Annotated in this window: 8 protein-coding genes; 7 read left to right on the top strand and 1 reads right to left on the bottom strand. The window is 36.6% G+C overall.

Annotated features, from left to right (window positions below; all coding sequences use genetic code 11):
- Nucleotides 1-97: 97 nt before the first annotated feature.
- Nucleotides 98-2,626 (bottom strand): hypothetical protein, encoded by a 2,529-nt coding sequence (locus tag NQ163_RS04255; protein WP_268189044.1) that lies wholly within the window; start codon nucleotides 2,624-2,626, stop codon nucleotides 98-100.
- A 395-nt stretch (nucleotides 2,627-3,021) separates the two neighbouring features.
- On the opposite strand from NQ163_RS04255, the gene NQ163_RS04250 reads away from it, so the two are divergent.
- The 7 genes from NQ163_RS04250 (at nucleotide 3,022) to NQ163_RS04220 (ending at nucleotide 18,615) form a co-directional block, all read left to right on the top strand.
- Nucleotides 3,022-6,183, top strand: a complete 3,162-nt coding sequence (locus NQ163_RS04250) for a SusC/RagA family TonB-linked outer membrane protein (protein WP_268189043.1) — start codon at nucleotides 3,022-3,024, stop codon at nucleotides 6,181-6,183.
- 18 nt (nucleotides 6,184-6,201) lie between these two features.
- Nucleotides 6,202-7,773: a SusD/RagB family nutrient-binding outer membrane lipoprotein gene (locus NQ163_RS04245; protein WP_268189042.1), complete on the top strand. Its 1,572-nt coding sequence runs from the start codon at nucleotides 6,202-6,204 to the stop codon at nucleotides 7,771-7,773.
- A 20-nt stretch (nucleotides 7,774-7,793) separates the two neighbouring features.
- The gene (locus tag NQ163_RS04240) at nucleotides 7,794-9,659 is read left to right on the top strand and encodes a LamG domain-containing protein (RefSeq protein WP_268189041.1); all 1,866 of its coding nucleotides are present in this window, start codon (nucleotides 7,794-7,796) and stop codon (nucleotides 9,657-9,659) included.
- 219 nt (nucleotides 9,660-9,878) lie between these two features.
- On the top strand, nucleotides 9,879-12,155 hold the full coding sequence (locus NQ163_RS04235) for a GH92 family glycosyl hydrolase (RefSeq protein ID WP_268189040.1): 2,277 nt from the start codon (nucleotides 9,879-9,881) through the stop codon (nucleotides 12,153-12,155).
- A 13-nt stretch (nucleotides 12,156-12,168) separates the two neighbouring features.
- Complete coding sequence (locus NQ163_RS04230) at nucleotides 12,169-14,463, top strand: GH92 family glycosyl hydrolase (protein WP_268189039.1); 2,295 nt, start codon at nucleotides 12,169-12,171, stop codon at nucleotides 14,461-14,463.
- 122 nt (nucleotides 14,464-14,585) lie between these two features.
- Nucleotides 14,586-16,259 (top strand): PNGase F N-terminal domain-containing protein, encoded by a 1,674-nt coding sequence (locus tag NQ163_RS04225; protein ID WP_268189038.1) that lies wholly within the window; start codon nucleotides 14,586-14,588, stop codon nucleotides 16,257-16,259.
- A complete protein-coding gene (locus tag NQ163_RS04220; RefSeq protein ID WP_326493315.1) occupies nucleotides 16,189-18,615 on the top strand; it encodes a beta-N-acetylhexosaminidase in 2,427 nt (808 codons plus the stop codon). The genes NQ163_RS04225 and NQ163_RS04220 overlap by 71 nt, the downstream gene beginning before the upstream one ends.
- Nucleotides 18,616-18,662: the final 47 nt, after the last annotated feature.

Here is an 18,662-nt window from a genome sequence, read left to right as displayed (position 1 = left end):
CCGGATTGAGAATTTAATAGTGCTCTTTCCGGATTTTTCATTGTTAAAGATTAGATTAGAAAAGCCTGACGCTTTATGTGTCAGGCTTTTTATTTGATTAGTTTTCCTTTGATACAATATCTTTGAATGTATATTGATATTCTTCGTTGTAGAATTTTAGATATAGTTTCCTGTAGTGCTCAAATGTTTCTATTGCCAGGCTATGCTTTCCTTGCGATGCCAACAAATGACACTTTGTTTTTAGAGCAGTTTCATTCATCTGATCAAATTGGAATATTACATTAGATATGGCAAGACTAATTACTTTGTCAAGATTTTCATCTTTAAGGATCTCTTCCAAAGTGCTTACAATCAATCCTGTATTTGAATCTTTGAATGAATCTAACCATTCCGGGAAGATATCTTGAAGCATTGAACCTCTTTGAAGAATAATGATGATTTCAGCTAAATTTTCAATATTGCCTTGTTCTCGTATCAATTTTATTGCATTTCGAACGTGTTCGAAATCGCAGAAAATATTTTCAGGAAGAACGATTTTCCAATAATTGTTATCAAAAACAACTTCAGTCCCTGGTAAATCCTCAAGAATACCTCTCAGTTTTTTGATGTTAACACCTCTGTTGTTTTTTGCGTTGCTTTCCGATTTATCAGGCCATAAATATTCTTGTATTCTTTTGGATGATATTCCTTTTCCTTCATTAATAGTATTTAAAAGGATTAAGAGAAATAGTTCTTTTAGGGTAGGACTAAATCTATAGGTAATATCTTTTCCTTTGTTATCAAAAACCTGAAAACCTCCAAATAAGATAATGGCATTTTGCTTTGGAGCTTCATAATCAGATATTGGAGCTTCAAATATTTCTGTTGAAGTGTAAGTTGTTTGTATTTCAGTTGTTCTACGATCCTTTCTAACTTTCCTGACTATAAATAATCCTAGAAGAATGATACAAATCACAAGTAAAGAGTAAAATATTTTAACCGAGAGAGGTAATCCTACTCCGTTAATATCAAAATTGTCTTGGTTCCCTGGTTCGTAACTGATTGTATAAATATTAACCTCATGGCTCAAATCTTCTTTTTTATGAGAGGTAATTGCGATGAGTTTATTTTCGCTATTCCAGTAGTAAAGGTCAGCAAAAGAATCAATATCAAGGAAATTATACGGGATACTATCACCTATAAATGCAATTCCTGCCTCGTTTATAAATCCTTTAATGGCTCTTAAATAAGTGTTTTGTTTTGATGAGGAAAACATTAAAGTATAGAAACTACTATCATTGGCAGTAACTTTCATGCTATTAATTGGCAAATACTGAAATTGGTCGTCACACTTGTAGTCCCATAAGTGGGTTATTTCTTGATTTTTGAAATCAATTTTATGCAAATCGTAATAAAATTCTTTTCCTAAAATTTGCTTGCCCATAGAATTTCCCAGGCCACCAAAAATGTAGTAACAGTTTGAATTTTTTCCAGACTGTCCTAAAGAGGCAAGATACCTTGGTTTTATTGTATCTCCAGAAAAGATTAATTTATCCCAATTATTGGTTTCCGGATTAAATGATAAGATATCATTGAAATAGGAATAATAACCATATCCACATACAGTGGTGATGTTTTTTGTTTTAGGATGAAGTAATTTGTTGTGATGCCACAGTTTAGGAGTATCATCCTCAGTAGACTCTTTTTTGTTGTTCCATGAATTGTTGATCGAATCATAGGAGGAAATCAAGTTCTGGTTATAACTGTAAGTAGTTATATTTCCATTCTTGTTATAAATAATTTGCTGTGCTTTTTCAAAACAAGGAAAACCATCAACTTTTTCATTTATAATTGAGAGCGTTTTTGTTAATGGATTAAAACGTTGTATTGTACCATCCATGAAAATGAAATTGATTTGTTCACCTTTCTTGTCGTACAATAACGAAGGCAATGAAGAGAAATTTAAACTTTGTATTTTTTCCCACTTATTGTGATAGTCAATTACCCAATCAGGATTGTAAACTTTAGCCGTTTTACTGGAAAGAATATCTTTTACCAGGAAATTATCTGTTTTTTTGAATGGCCATAAATGTCTGGGAGCTCCATCGATTCTAACACTTAAATCTTTTATCGAAATAGAAGGCACTTCATCAATAAAGAATCCGTATTTATTGATTACACCCAATGATAATGCAAAATCAGAATTCTGAGGAAAATCAATATCTGATCGCAGTTTTTTGTCTGCAAATTGCAGATTAATTTTATTATTAATCGCATCTATATGTAGTTCAAAATCAATCCATCGGTTGTTTTGAATTTCTTCTTTGTTTAGATCTAAATGGAATTTTGTTTCCCGCTTATTGTATATCACAAATAAGTCTGGCATTCGATAGGTAACCTGAATTAGATTTTTATTATTGGTTTCTTTAAGTGAAAGGATTTCGCCATAGTGTGTTTCAGATTCTCGAAAAGATAAATTAAAATGAATTGTAAAGTTATTGGTATAGGAAATATTGCCATTGTGTGTAATATCAATGCCAGTTCTATTTTCTTTATTTACTTCATTAGATTTAAAATAAACTCCATGATCTGCAAACAAATCAGGAATAAAAACTAACAGAAGAATTAAGCAATTGATTAATCGCATTATTTTATATGAGAGAGTTGGTTAATAATTAAAATCTTTTGTGAAAATCAAAGATATTCAAATCTTATTATAGAATGAAGAAAGATGTTATAAAAAACTTGTAGAAGGGCCATTTGTAAGGTAATTTACGCTACTCTTACAAGCTTAAATTCACTTGAAAATTTCATTTTCTGAATAATGTTGAGAATGGAGTAACTCATTTTTTCACCTCAAAAAAAAGTGACTTAGAATTAATCAATCTAACGTGCAGTAAATCAATACCAAACAAGGTGGTTAATGTATTTGATTTGGTGATTAATTCAATATTAATCGTGAATTAATACGTTTGCGCTAATATTGACTTCAGAAAATTTCACATGATTTTGTGTTCATTGTATAATTAATATTTACTAACTATGAAGAAATGCTATTTAAGTAATCTTCATTCCATCTTAACTAACCCATTAAGCTTTGGAAGGAAGATTAGCAGTTTAGCTTTGCTTGTTGCAGTATTAAGCTCTCCATTTGCTGCAAATGCAAACGTTAACAGTCTATCTGAAGACAATTCAGCAGTGGCTGTGCAAAAAACTGTTACAGGTACGGTAACTGAAGAGTCAGGAATGTCATTACCTGGTGTGTCTGTTGTTGTAAAGGGTACAACAGTTGGTACAGTAACTGATGTTGAGGGTAAATTTCAAATTGCTGTCGACGAATCAAGTGTATTGATATTTAGTTTTGTTGGGATGACAACTCAGGAAATTACAGTAGGTTCTCAATCTGTAATTGATGTTGTTATGGCAGCAGATGCTTTGCAAGTTGATGAAGTTGTAGTAACTGCTTTAGGTATTAAAAGAGAAAAGAAAGCTCTTGGTTATGCGGTTCAGGATGTAAAAGCTGATGATTTGACCAAAGCTGGTGACGGTGATCTTGTAAGCTCTTTACAAGGAAAAGTAGCTGGTGTACAAATCAATCAAACCGGAGGTGGTGTTGGTGGTTCTTCCAGAATTGATATTCGTGGGGTAAGCTCACTTGTAGGAAATAATGAGCCATTATGGATTGTTGACGGTGTACCATTTGACAATGGAAATTCAAATGATGGTTCTGTTTGGGGAGGTACTTCAAGAGCCGGTGGTGCTTTTGACTTGAATCCTGATGACATTGAATCTGTTTCAGTACTAAAAGGTGCCAATGCTGCTGCCCTTTATGGAGAGCGTGGTGGTAATGGTGTAATTTTGGTAACTACCAAGAAAGGAAAACGCAATAAAGGTTTAGGCATTAGTTATTCAGGTAGTATGACGCTTTCCGAAGCAGCATACATGTTGGATCTTCAGGATAAATTTGGACAAGGTGTCAATGGAGAATATTATGCTACTGAAACTGCATCTTGGGGACCTGAGATGAAAGGTCAGCAAGTTGAATCATGGACAGGTGAAATGATTCCTTTTGAAGACCAGGGGAACTTGTTAAAAGATTTTACCAGAACTGGTATAGCTCACAAGCACAATGTCTCTTTTTCAGGCGGTAATGATGATGGATCTTTCAGAATGTCTTTGGGAAAAGATATCATTAATGGAATCTACGACAACCATAAAGTTGAGAAAACAACATTCGATTTGCGTGCTGATTATGACATTAACTCATGGTTGAATGTTGAAAGTAAGTTGTCTTTCTTCCTGACAGAAGGAAAGCAGAGACCAGAGGTAGGAAACTATAGCTATGTAAGCTATTTCAATACAATGCCTCGAAATATTAGAACTAGTGATTTGAAACCAGGTTACGATATTATTGCAGGAAAGCATGTAGAGAAGATCTATTCAGATGCCAGTCCTGGTAACCGAAATCCATACTTTTTGCAGGAGCAATATGTGAACAATGATAAGAAGAACAGAACCTTTGGTTTTATTGCTGCCAATGTAAAACTAACATCAAACTTAAAAGCTAAGTTTAAGTATGGTATGGATTTTTTCCAGTTCTCATCTTTAGATGGTTACCAGTATGCTGATAACATCAATCCAAATCGTCCGGATTATAATCCAACACAGTCAAACTTCAAGGAAGAAAACTATGAGTTTCTGTTGTCTTATAACAAGGATTTGAACGAAGACTTTACCATTAGCTTAAATGTGGGTGCCAATACCATGAAGCGTCATTTCAAACAGTTAAGATCTTTCTCAGGTAAATTGTCGTCTGAAGATGATTTCTATTTGGGTGCAGGATCAAACATTAAGGCTGTTGAGAGTATTACAGAGTCTGAAGTAAGATCGATGTACGGATTTGGTCAGGTAGCTTATAAAAACATGATTTTCCTTGATTTTACTGCTCGTAATGATTGGTCTTCAACATTAACATCTGCGGATACAGAATTTGACAATTCTTATTTCTATCCATCTGTAAGTTTAAGTGCTCTGTTGTCAGAGATGTTCGACTTGCCGAAATTTGTTTCTTACGCAAAAGTAAGAGGATCTTTGGCACAGGTAGGTAAAGCTGCTGATCCATATCAAACCAGTCAGACCTATAAAATTGAAAGTGGAGACTTTGATCTTTCGAAAGGAAAAGTGCCGGATGTATTGGTAAACAAAGATTTGAAACCTGAGATTTCTACTTCGTGGGAAATTGGTACAGATATCCGTTTGTTCAGTAACAGAATTGGTTTAGATTTCACTTACTATCAGGAAGATACTAAGAACCAGATTTTGAAGCTATCTACAGATCAGACCACAGGATACCCATATCGTTTGATCAATGCTGGTTTGATTCGTAACAAAGGGATTGAGGTAATGTTGACAACTGTTCCTGTTAAAACAGAAGACTTTAATTTGACATTAGGTTTCAATTTTGCGAAAAACAAAGGAACATTAGAGGAGCTTTACGAAGATATGCCTGTTTACAAGTTTGAGGACAACGAAGGTTTCGTTGGATTGCCAGGTAAGAGATTGGGTATCATTAGAGGATCAAAATATGACAGAAACGAAAATGGCGATATCATTGTTGATAACAATGGTTTGATGAAATTATCGAATGAAGAGCATAACATTCTTGGAAATGTTCAGGCAGATTGGACCGGAGCAATCAACTTGAATGCTGAGTATAAAGGATTCTATTTGTCCGCATTGGTGTCGATTCAGCAAGGTGGAGACATTCTATCTACTTCTGAACAAGCTGCAGTTTCTACTGGTACTGCAAAGCGTACTCTTGAGAATAACAGAATGGCATTATTTGTTGATGGTGTAACTGTAGATGGTGGTGCCAACAATGTAATGATTTCTGCCCAGGATTATTGGAGAAAAGTAGCACAGGCTGATGAGGAGTTCATTTATGATGCTTCACATATCAAGCTAAAAGAACTTGCTATTGGATACAACTTACCAAAGACTATTTTGAATAAAATTCCAAATAATCCAATTCAATCGGCTAAGGTTTCTTTGATCGGACGTAACCTATTTTACTTCCACAAGAATACACCAGGTACTGTACCTGATGCAAGTGCTTACAGCTCTAGTTTCGTAGCGCAAGCTTATGATTTTGCTCCGGTACCATCTGTTCGTACTTATGGATTTTCACTTAATCTTGGTTTTTAATTGCAAAAGAAGAACAACATGAAATTTAATAATTATATATACGCATTGCTTGGAATACTGCTGTTTAGCCAAGCTTGTTCCGATGATTTTGGAGATATGAATGTTCCTTCGGATTCAGCAACTCAAGTTGAACCAAGATTCTTTCTTCATGATATGCAAATGGAGGTATTTGCTAACTATCAGCGAAATGTAAATTTATATCCTGATTTATACTCTCAATACTGGGCCAATACGGTTTCAGGATTTGGATCAGCTCGTTACGAATATGTTGATGGATGGATTGGAAACCAATGGAAAGAATTCTATACCCGTCAATTGCCTAAATCAATAGCTATTAGCGATACATATGGTGAAGATCCATACTATGTAGATGCCATTGCCATCAAAGAGATTTGGATATGTTACTACTGGTCAAGAATGACTGATTCATATGGTGATATTCCTTATTTTGGTGTTGGGAAAGGGGAATCTGTAGCCTATAATCCACAAAGTGAAGTGTACGCTGATTTGTTCAAGCGATTGGATAATGCCGTTAATAGCATTACTGGAGATGCTGCTCAATACAAGTATTCAGATGGATATGATTTGATCTATGATGGAGATGCCTTGCAATGGAGAAAGTTTGGTAACTCACTTCGTTTGAGATTGGCAATGCGAATTTCCAATGCCGATCCTGAAAAAGCGAAAACAGAAGCGTTGGCAGCGATCAACGGACCTGGTGGAGTTTTTGAATCAAATGCAGATGTTGTGAAAGTCCCAATGTGGAGCAAAGGATGGAACGATTATTTGCACCAAATGGGATGGAGTTGGAACAACATTCGTATGTCGAAAACCATGTCTGACTATCTATACAATACATCATCCATTGGTGAAGACCCAAGAACACCAAGATGGTTTACTTACCAAAGAACGATTGATGATAAGAAAGTTGGCCAGACAAAGGAGCAGGTTAGCAAAGAAAAATACTATGGACTGGAGAATGGATTTAATACGGTTCCAGCTAAAGTGAAAGAGGATTTTGCAGCCATTAATCTAAATGGTGGTTATATCGATTTTGTTGGTGATGGTGGAGAACACAAGATGTATTGTCCTGTAATGTTCTTTTCTGAAGTACAATTCTTAAAGGCAGAAGCAGCATTGAGAGGCTGGATTAGCGAAGATGCAAATGCTTTGTATTTAAGTGGTGTTCAGGCTTCAATGGACTATGTTGGTGTAGCTTCTTCAGACGCAACAGATTACATCAATGGTTTGTCAAGCCTGGGTGGTTCAAATGAAGAGCAGCTAAAGCAAATCATTACTCAAAAATGGATTGCCAACTTCCCGAACGGAGTTGAAGGATGGGCTGATTTTAGAAGAACTGATTATCCGGACATCACTTTACCAAAAGATGGTGTAAGTGGAAGTTCAACTGTAGACGTTGGCAGTTGGGTAAAACGCATTCGCTACCCAAACAACCAGCACGAGCAAAATAGTGCCAATATTCCATCTTCAATGAATACGAAAGATACGGATAAAATGGGCATTCGTGTTTGGTGGGATACTGCTGACACTAAGGATAAAGTTGGTGGTTTAATGAGTAGCAATTTCTAATAACTCAAAATCTTTAAGAAATGAAAGCAATTAAATTAAATATAAAAATGTTGTCGTACCTGGCTGCTTTCCTTATGGTGTTTGCCTTTGCAGCTTGTGATGATGACGATAATGGAGGTGGAAATTACGAAACCGCTTCATTAGATGCTTTAATTACTGAGGCAGAAAGCTTAATCGCAAATAGCGAGGAAGGAATTAGCCCGGGAGACTACAAGCCTGGTTCTAAGAAAGAGCTTCAGGAGGTTATCAATTGGGTGAACTGGGCCGTTGAGCGCGCAGACTCTCAGGATGACATCGTTGATGCAGCGAATAAACTTCAAATTTATATCAATAAATTCAAAGGTAATATTGTACAACTAGCAGTACCGATTATCGATCAGACCAATGATACTTATATCAAGATCTCTGATAATATCCTACCGGTATTTGCTAAGAGTTTTACAATCGAAACTAAGATCTATGTTGTTGATTTAGCTCAAAAGGGATATTCAAACAACATTTTCGCAACTGAGCAATCAGGTCCTGATAGTGGTTTTGTGATCCGTTACTTCAACGATGGTAACATCCACTTGAATGTAGGTAACGGTAGCGGATGGGATCAGGTTGAAACCGGAGCCGGAACCATGAAAGCAGGAGAATGGATGCATGTTTCATTTGTGAATGATATTACCAGCCAAAAGCTTTATATCAATGGTGTTGAAGTGGCTGCTCAAACTAAAACTTACTCACCAGCTCCAGTAGCATCTTTCGTACTTGGAAATGGTCCAACCTGGACTGATCGTGTTATCAATGGTATGCTAAAGGATGTGAGAGTTTGGTCTACAGCAAGAACTGCTGATCAGATTGCAAGCAACCAGGATGCCACATTCGAAGGAACTGAGGAAGGTTTGGCAATGTATTTCCCATTTGATGCTGATTTAGGTACTAACTTCAAGGATGTTACTGGAAACTATACTGCAACTTTTAAGGGTAGTGTATCATGGGCAGCAGATGGAATTCCACCAGTAATCGAGCTTAACTACGATGGATTGAATGCTGCAATTGCTGATGCTACAGATCTTAAGAACAGCGTTGTTGAAGGTGAAAATAATGGTGACTATCCTATTGGAACAATTGAATATTTACAATCATTGATCGATGAAGGTACAGCATTGTTGACAGCGGCTAAAAAGCAGGCTGAGTTAGATGAGAAAGCTGAATTCATTACAAGCAAACTTGCTTTGGTTCAGGAAAATTTGGTAGCTGATGCAACTGGTGTTTATGTTGATCGTGACAATCCAAAAGCAATTGGTTTCAGAATTACACCTAACTACACTCCTCAAGGTGATTACACTGTAGAGTTTGATGTACGTGTGAAGTCATTGGGAATGTACGGAACAGGAGAATTCTTTAACAATGGTAACTACGGTATTTGGGTGTATGGTTACAAAGAGTTATCTGAAGAAGCATTATTGTCATCAGGTGGACTTTGGAACTTTACCAATGCAGGTAGTGGTTGGCAAGGACCAAAAGCTGAAGCTCTTTCAATCAAGTCTGGAGAGTGGCAGCATGTTGCTATCGTTCACGATAACACAGCACGAACAACAACTTTATATGTTGATGGCGAAGAAAAAGGTGTTCAAACCGACATAGGAGCTCCTGAAGTTTCAGGTTGGGGAGAAATGTGGCTTGGAAACGGCTGGGGTAAAATGCATGGTTCTATCAAAGATTTCCGTCTTTGGGATGTGGCACGCGATGCTGCTGATTTAGATGCAGATATCGATGGTACTGAAGCTGGACTAAATGCTTACTTCCCACTAAACAAAGTTGGTGGTGTTAAGTTTAAAGATGTTACCGGTAACTATCATGGAGAGATGAGAGGTATTACCTGGAATATTATTAAGTAATAATTACTTACAATTTAGTTGGGAGCTGCCTTCCGGTAGCTCCCATTATCAATATAACCTACGGGTAAAAAAAACAGAATAACAGGTTTGCTTCTACCTAATATAAAAAGAAGGATTGTTTTGTAGCCTTTTCGCAAAAGGTATATTAAATTAGAGAAATATTAGAGCGATAAGCTTATTATATATCAACCTTATTACTAAACCATATAGTAAAACCAAATGCAAAAATTAAAATCAATCAAAACACTAGGATTGTCATTTTTGTTGGGTGCACTTGCATCCTGTCAGCTAACAAGTGGTAACACAAATGATGATAGTTTAACTCAATATGTTGACCCATATATTGGATCAGGGGGACATGGTCATGTGTTTGTTGGAGCCAGTGTGCCTTTTGGAGCAATTCAGGCTGGACCTAGCAATTTTCATAAAGGATGGGATTGGTGTTCATCATATCACTATTCAGATAGTATTGTTAAAGGATTTTCCCACTTGCATTTGAGTGGAACAGGTTGTACTGATTTGGGCGAGTTTTTAATTATGCCAGCTGTAGGAGAGTTAAAAATTAACCCAGGTTCCCAGGAAAATCCGGAATCAGGTTATGCTTCATATTACAGTCATGATACTGAAAAAGCCGAAGCGGGTTATTATAAAGTGTTTTTGGATACTTATAATGTAGGTGTTGAAATGACAACCACCGAAAGAGTTGCCATTCATCAAATTACCTATCCAAAATCAGAGCAATCCAGATTAATTATTGATTTAAAGGAAGGTAATGGAGATCAGGCAACAGAAACTTTCTTTCATAAAGTAAATGATACCATTGTGGCAGGTTATCGCTTTTCAAAAGGATGGGCTGCAGATCAACGTGAGTATTTTGCAATGGTTTTGTCAAAGCCAGTTCAAAATATCATGGTTTATAATGGCGATCAAAAATTAGATGGAGATGCTGGTAAAGGGAAAGCTATCAAAGCATTTCTTAATTTTTCCACAGAATCTTTTGAGAAGGTTCAGGTGAAGTTTGGTATGTCTCCTGTAAGTATGGAGAATGCATTGCTAAATATCAAAACCGAAATGCCAAATTGGAGTTTCGATGAGATTCTTGCTGCAAACAAAGCCAAATGGAACAAGGAACTTGAAAAAATTCATATTGAAACTCAAAGTGAAAAAGACAAAAGAGTTTTTTATACTGCCATGTATCATACCCTAATTGCACCTAATATTTTCGATGATGTAAATGGTGATTACAGAGGTACCGACAAAGAGGTTTACAACAATACCAGCAGTACAAATTACACCCTGTTCTCGTTATGGGATACCTACAGAACAGCTCATCCATTGTATACAATTACACAACAGGAAAGAGTTCCTGATATGATCAACTCAATGCTTGAAATTTATAAGCACCAAGCTAAGCTTCCTGTATGGCATTTAAGAGGAAACGAAACCAATACAATGGTTGGATATAGTGCGGTACCAGTGGTTGTAGACGCTTGTCTTAAAGGATTTTCAGGTTTCGATATTAATTTGGCATATGAAGCTGTTAAAACTACTGCAATGGGTGATTTCGAACCTGGAGTAAAAGAATTGCAGAAGTATGGATACATTCCTTGCGATATGATGCACGAATCGGTTGCAAGTGCAATGGAATATGCGATTAGTGATTGGGGAATTGCACAGTTGGCAAGAAAACTTGGTAAACACGATGATGCTAAGTATTTCACGGAACGAGCTAAGGCTTACCAAAAATATTTCGATTCAAATGACAAGTTCATGAAAGGCAGAATGAAAGATGGTAGCTGGAGAACTCCATTTGATCCTTTATCAGCACAGCATAGGGTAAATGATTATTGTGAAGGAAATGCATGGCAATATCTTTGGTTGGTTCCACAAGATCCTGAAGGCTTAATTCAATTATTGGGAGGCGATGAACCATTTCTTACAAAATTGGACAGTTTATTCTCTATTTCTTCAGAATTGGAAGAAGGAGCTTCTGCTGATATTACCGGATTAATTGGACAATATGCTCATGGAAACGAACCAAGTCATCACATTACTTATTTGTATGCATATGCAGGAGAACAATTCAAAACTGCCGATAAAGTAGATTATATCCTTAACGAATTATATACTGATAAGCCTGATGGATTATGTGGTAATGAAGATTGTGGTCAAATGTCAGCTTGGTATGTAATGTCATCTATGGGATTTTACCCTGTAAATCCTTCCAATGGTGCTTATGTATTTGGTAGACCTTTATTTGATAAGGTGAGCATTAATCTAAGTGCAGACAAATCATTTACGATCATTGCCAATAATAATAGTAAAGAGAATATTTATATCCAGTCGGTGAAGTTAAATGGACAGAACTATACCAAGTCATTCATAACTCATAAAGATATCATGAATGGAGGAGAGTTGATATTTGAAATGGACTCAAAACCGAATAAAGAATTTGGTTTTAAAATAAAAGATAGACCAAAATCAATTGTGTACTAGAAGTAAGTGAAGAATGAAGAAGATTAGTTTTATAATACTATTATTTCTTGCGATAAGTGCGTCGGCAAGCAAGAATAACGATAAAGAGAAGAATAATACGGTTGATTTCGTGAATACCTTGATGGGAACAGATTCGGAACATGCACTTTCGAACGGGAATACCTATCCGGCAATTGCTTTACCATGGGGAATGAATTTTTGGACTCCCCAGACTGGTAAAATGGGAGATGGTTGGACTTATGCTTACGATGCAAAGAAAATAAGAGGGATCAAGCAAACACATCAACCAAGTCCTTGGATTAATGATTATGCAGCTTTTTCTTTAATGGCTGTAACAGGTGAATTAAAATTTAAGGAAGATGAAAGAGCATCCTGGTTTTCGCATAAAGCTGAAGATGCCAAACCATACGCATATGAAGTTTACCTGGCCGACTATGATGTAAAAACAGAGGTAACACCAACAGAGCGTGCTGCCATGTTTCGTTTTACTTTTCCTGAAAATGACAATTCTTACATTTTATTAGATGCTTACAACGAAGGATCTGAAGTTAAAATCATCCCGGAAGAACGTAAGATTATTGGATATTGCCGAAACAATAGTGGTGGAGTTCCTGAGAACTTCCACAATTATTTTGTTGCTGAATTCGATAAGGATTTTGAAATTATTCATACCTGGAATGAGGATCAATTAAATGAGAAATCAAAGAATGCTACCGGCGATCATGTTGGTGCCGTAATTGGCTTTAAAACCAAAAAAGGCGAAGAGGTACATGTTAAAGTAGCATCATCTTTTATCAGCAAAGAACAGGCTCAATTAAACCTGTCAAGGGAAATTGGAAATAAAAATTACAAGCAGCTTAAGGAAGAAGCAAAACAATCCTGGGAAAAGGAATTCGCAAAAATCAAAGTAGAAGGTGGAACTGATGATCAGTTGGAAACATTCTATTCTTGTTTGTACAGAGTGCTGCTATTCCCACGCAAGTTTTACGAAATAAACGATAAAAATGAAGTAATTCATTACAGTCCTTACAATGGAGAGATACTGCCCGGCTACATGTTTACAGATAATGGCTTTTGGGATACGTTCCGGGCGGTATTTCCATTTTTTACAGTAATGTATCCTGAATTGAATGCCCAAATCATGGAAGGTCTTGTGAATACTTACAAGGAGAGTGGTTGGTTGCCTGAATGGGCAAGTCCGGGGCACCGTGGTTGTATGATTGGCTCCAATTCTGCATCACTTATTTCTGATGCTTACCTAAAAGGAATCAGAGGTTATGATATCGAGACACTGTATGAAGCAATCATCAAAAATACAAATGGATATAACAAGGAGGTAACTTCTGTAGGTAGATATGGTGCAGAATACTACAACAAATTAGGGTATGTGCCTTACAATGTTGGGATTCATGAAAATACTGCAAGAACATTAGAATATGCTTACGCCGATTTTTGTGTTTGGAAACTGGCCCAGGAGTTAGGACGCCCACAGGAAGAAATTGATTTGTTTGCAAAAAGAGCACAAAATTTTAAAAATGTCTTTGATAAAGAATCAGGCTTAATGCGAGGCAAGAATGAAGATGGTACTTTCCAGTCACCATTTAATCCGTTAAAATGGGGTGATGCCTTTACAGAAGGAAACAGTTTGCATTACACTTGGTCAGTTTTTCAGGATATTAATGGTTTGATCGATTTAATGGGAGGAAAAGATAAATTCATCTCTACATTAGATGGTGTTTTCGAAATGCCACCAAAATTCGATGATTCCTATTACGGATTTACCATTCATGAGATTCGCGAAATGCAAATTGTGAACATGGGGAATTATGCGCATGGTAATCAGCCTATTCAGCATATGATCTACCTGTACAATTATGCAGGTGAACCATGGAAAACACAAAGCCGTGTCCGCGAAGTGATGGATAAATTGTATACACCACAGGCTGATGGTTATTGTGGAGATGAAGACAATGGACAAACCTCTGCATGGTATGTATTTAGCGCTATGGGATTCTATCCCGTGTGTCCGGGTACTGATGAATATGTATTGGGTTCTCCAATATTCGATAAAGTGACATTGACATTGGAGAATGGAAATACCTTTACCATAACCAGTACCAACAATTCCAAAGAGAATGTTTTTGTAAAGGATGTTAAGTTAAATGGGAAAACCTTTAAGAAGAATTACATTAAGCATGGAGACATCTTAAAAGGTGGCAAAATTGATTTTAATATGTCCAAGAAAGCGAATAAGAAGCGTGGAACATCAGAAGACAGCTATCCTTATTCGATGAGTAATCAAAAATAATCCACTAATTTATTAAGCCAATGGAATAATATTCATTAAACCAGTTTGAGATTCGATTACCTACTTAGGTATTTACTCAGGTTTACTGTTATTCCTTTGGCTTAATTTTGTAATACAAGCCTATGAAAGCAAGAATACTATTCCTGGTAAGCATTTTATCTTTTTCTCTTTTTGTATCAGGAGCAGAGAAAAAAGAGAAGGGGCTTAAGATTAGCTATGAGCAATACAGTCATGGTAAATTGGTTCCCAATAGAGGTGTAACTGCAACTGTGATCAATGGGATCGTGCAATTATCAAACTCTTCAAAAGTTGAAAGCTTCTATATTAATTACAAGTCAAAGAGTGTGGTGAAGGTACTGAACCTTAAAAAGGGACAATTTCAGCAAATCACACCATTTTCAGAATTACCTACAGCAGAAGAAACGAACGAGAAGGAGACCATTTTAGGCTATGAATGTAAAAAAGCCAGTTTCCTTATTTTTTCAAATAGAATTGATGTTTGGTACACCACTAAAGCAAAAGTAAGTGCATCGCCATCCTTATCTGTAATTATCGACAATGGATTGGTGTTAAAATACGTGGTTAATGGGAATCGTACCATTCTGGCAAAATCCATAGAGAAGGAAAAGGGATTTATGAAATATCCTGCAGAAAATACTCCTATAATTGGCCAGACACGTTATCGAGAGTTAATTATCAATTCAAGGTATATGACCATTCCTGTATTCGATAAGGAGCAAATCAATTTTCAGGGAGGTATAACGAATCCTAAAGAAGAGATTCTCAACCATACCTATCGTTTTTCAAAGGGTACGGTGATCATGAAAAAAATTAAGTTAGCTGACGTGAACCCGGAAGGTAGTGTTTTCGTAAAACTTACAAACTGGTCGAATGGAGATGCCTACGACAGAACAGGTTGTGTATTTACAATAGCGAACGATGATAAAAAGTCGATGCTAACAGCCCTGAAAAATGGAAAAGAAGAGCTACCTATCTATATTGACAATAAGGGAGTGGAATACCAGGGAGTAGTGAGTGATGATAACTATACCGTACCTGTAGAGCTGATGAGATTCTTTACCTCATTTGGAGTGGGACATTTTAATGAGAAGAGACCAATCAACAATTACAACTGGCAGGATTCTGTTGTCTACAAACAAGAGATAACAGAATTAATTCCTTTGCAAGAGGACGAAATTTGGATTGGTGTGTTCATTGGGAATTATGACAAGGGAGGTCATAAGGTGAGCTTGGAGTTGAATTATTATCCTCCGTTTGAAGAGACTGCTGCGACAGAGAAATATATTCAACCACTATTTTATACTTTGAATGTGATGGAGGCAAGTGGTCAAAATTACGGTCGTATGTTTAAAAATGATACCCTGGCTGTGGAATTTACTTTAGATGAAAATGTGGAGGATTTACAGTTATTATATACCTCAACCGGTCATGGTGGTTGGGGCAATGGCGATGAGTTTGTTCCTAAGGTAAACCAGTTGTTGATAGATGACGAGTTGATTTTTAAGCATGTTCCATGGAGAAGTGATTGTGCTACCTATAGAATGTCCAATCCAGCCTCAGGAAATTTTGGAAACGGATTGTCAAGTAGTGATCTTAGTCGTTCCAATTGGTGTCCGGCAACCTTAACACCGCCTTATTATATTCCTCTTAGTAATTTAAAAGCAGGGAAGCATGTTATTAAGGTTGTGATTGATCAGGGAGACGATGAAGGATCAGGTTTTAACCATTGGAGTGTATCTGGTATTCTTGTTGGAAATAAAGAAATCTCTAAATAGTACATGTAAACGGGTATCTGTTCAGATACCCATTTTCAAATCCCCTAACTTCATGAAAAACTATTATCTGCTCAGCCTTGTTGTTCTAACCGTTATTTTCAGTGTGTCCTGCACATCGAATGTGAGAAAAAATAAAGGTATAAACCTGATCCCTTATCCTAATTCGCTAGCAAAACAGGAGGGGAATTTTAAGGTAAATCGGAAGACATTTATTACGATGAATTCCGAGAAGTCACTTGAAATAGCAAAACTACTGGTTCATAGATTTAAACCGCATTTAAACATACCTGTTCAATCTGAACTGACAGGAGAAAGCTCGCCAAATGCAATTCATCTTTCTGTAGATACAAATTACAATATCCCTTTCGAAGGGTATAAGCTGAAGGTGAATGAGAAGTCGGTGACTTTGTTGGCATCATCTGAAAATGGCCTGTTCTATGGGATGCAAACCCTTTTGCAACTGATCTATATTGAGGATAAGGGAAGAGGTGATATTCCTTGTGTACAGATAACTGATAGTCCCCGATTTGCATGGAGAGGAATGCACCTGGATGTATCAAGACATTTTATGCCGACCGCATTTATTAAGAAATACATTGATTATTTGGCTGCCAATAAATTGAATGTATTTCATTGGCATTTGGTTGATGGAACTGGTTGGAGAATTGAAATAAAATCTCATCCGGAGCTGACTGATATAGGTGCCTGGAGAGTGGTGAAGGATGCAGATAAGCCCTGGAAGGATATCGAGGCCTGGAAGGAAGGTGATGACAGACCAAAATATGGAGGATACTATTCTCAAGAGGAGATCAAAGAAATTGTAAAATATGCACAAGATCGTTTTATTACAGTTTTACCTGAAATAGAACTGCCTGGACATTCGGAAATTGTCTTCGATTGTTATCCTCAATTGGTTTGTAAAGACAGCAGAGGAAAAAGCTTAAAAAATATCGGAGTATACTGTGCCGCCAATAAGGAGTCTTATCAACTGTTAGAAGATGTTTTGGATGAAGTAATAGAGCTTTTTCCATCAGAATATATTCATATTGGTGGTGATGAAGTAAACAAAAGCAATTGGAAGAAATGTGCGACCTGTAAGAATTTGATGCGGAAACATAAGTACGATGAGAAAAGTCTTCAGAGCCATTTCGTGAATCATTTCGATAAATACCTCTTATCTAAAGGACGCAAATTAATTGGTTGGCATGAGATTTTGGAAGGAGATTTATCTTCATCGGCAAGTATCATGTATTGGGGTGGAATGAATGGGCTCGAAAAAGCATTAAAGGAAGGCCATCCAACAGTTAATTCAACGGGTACATCTTATTATTTTGACCATTATCAAAGTTCAAGTAAGAATGAACTACCTGCATGGGGTGGATTTTCTCCACTTCATCAGGTTTATGAACTAAATCCACTTTCTCATATTTCAGATACTTCTTTGTATCAGAATGTATTGGGTGTTCAGGCAAATGTATGGACGGAACATATGAAGACACCTGAAAAGGTGGAGTATATGATTTTTCCAAGAATATTCGCATTGGCTGAGAATGCCTGGACCAAAGAAGAGAATAAGTCATGGGAGAGATTTAGAACTACTGTTGATAAATTTATAGCGGACTATCAAAAGGCAGGTGCTAATTGCTCTATGAGTGCTTATCGTCCTATCATAAGTACGAAATTAGATACTCTCACCAAAATGCTTGAAGTGAGAATTGAACCTGAATTGGAAGCAGAGGTCTACTATACCTTAGATGGAAGTGAGCCTACGATAGAAAAAGAACATCTGTATACAGAACCATTCTTGTTGGATTCGACAAAAGTGTTAAAAGCGATTTCTGTAAAAAACGCTAAGGTGTTAACTGAAATGGAAACAGAACGGCTTATTGTGCACAAAGCACGAGCCTGTGAAATAGATCTTAAAAATCAACCTTATTCAAAGTATGCAGGAAAAGGTGCCAAAACCTTGCTTGACCTTGAAAGAGGTGGCAAAATATGGGGAAATGGTAAGTGGCTCGGCTTCTTAAATAAGGATTTAGATGCATCGATTAAGCTAAATACTGCAGCTAATATAAAAAGTGTTTCTCTTAGTTGTATAACTGATAAGGGAGCAAGCATCCTGTTTCCAGAATCTATTCAAGTTTTTGTATCGAAGGATGGGAAAAGCTATAAGTTGGCAGGAGAATGGTCAATAACGGATTCCATTAGAAGTGTGGAGGAGCAAGGCGTGGAAAATAAGCTGTTAACTGTTGATTTGGAGGTTTTAAATTGTGAGTTTGTCAAAGTGATTGCCACTTGCCCTAAACAAGAGAGAAGAGGGACTTTTATTTTTATCGATGAGTTGATTGTTGAGTAGAATATATGATCTTCTGATTTTATCAAATATGTGCCTGCAATAAATTA

Source organism: Marinifilum sp. D737 (assembly GCF_026672275.1).
GTDB lineage: Bacteria > Bacteroidota > Bacteroidia > Bacteroidales > Marinifilaceae > Marinifilum.
This window is presented reverse-complemented; position numbering and strand designations above follow the sequence as displayed.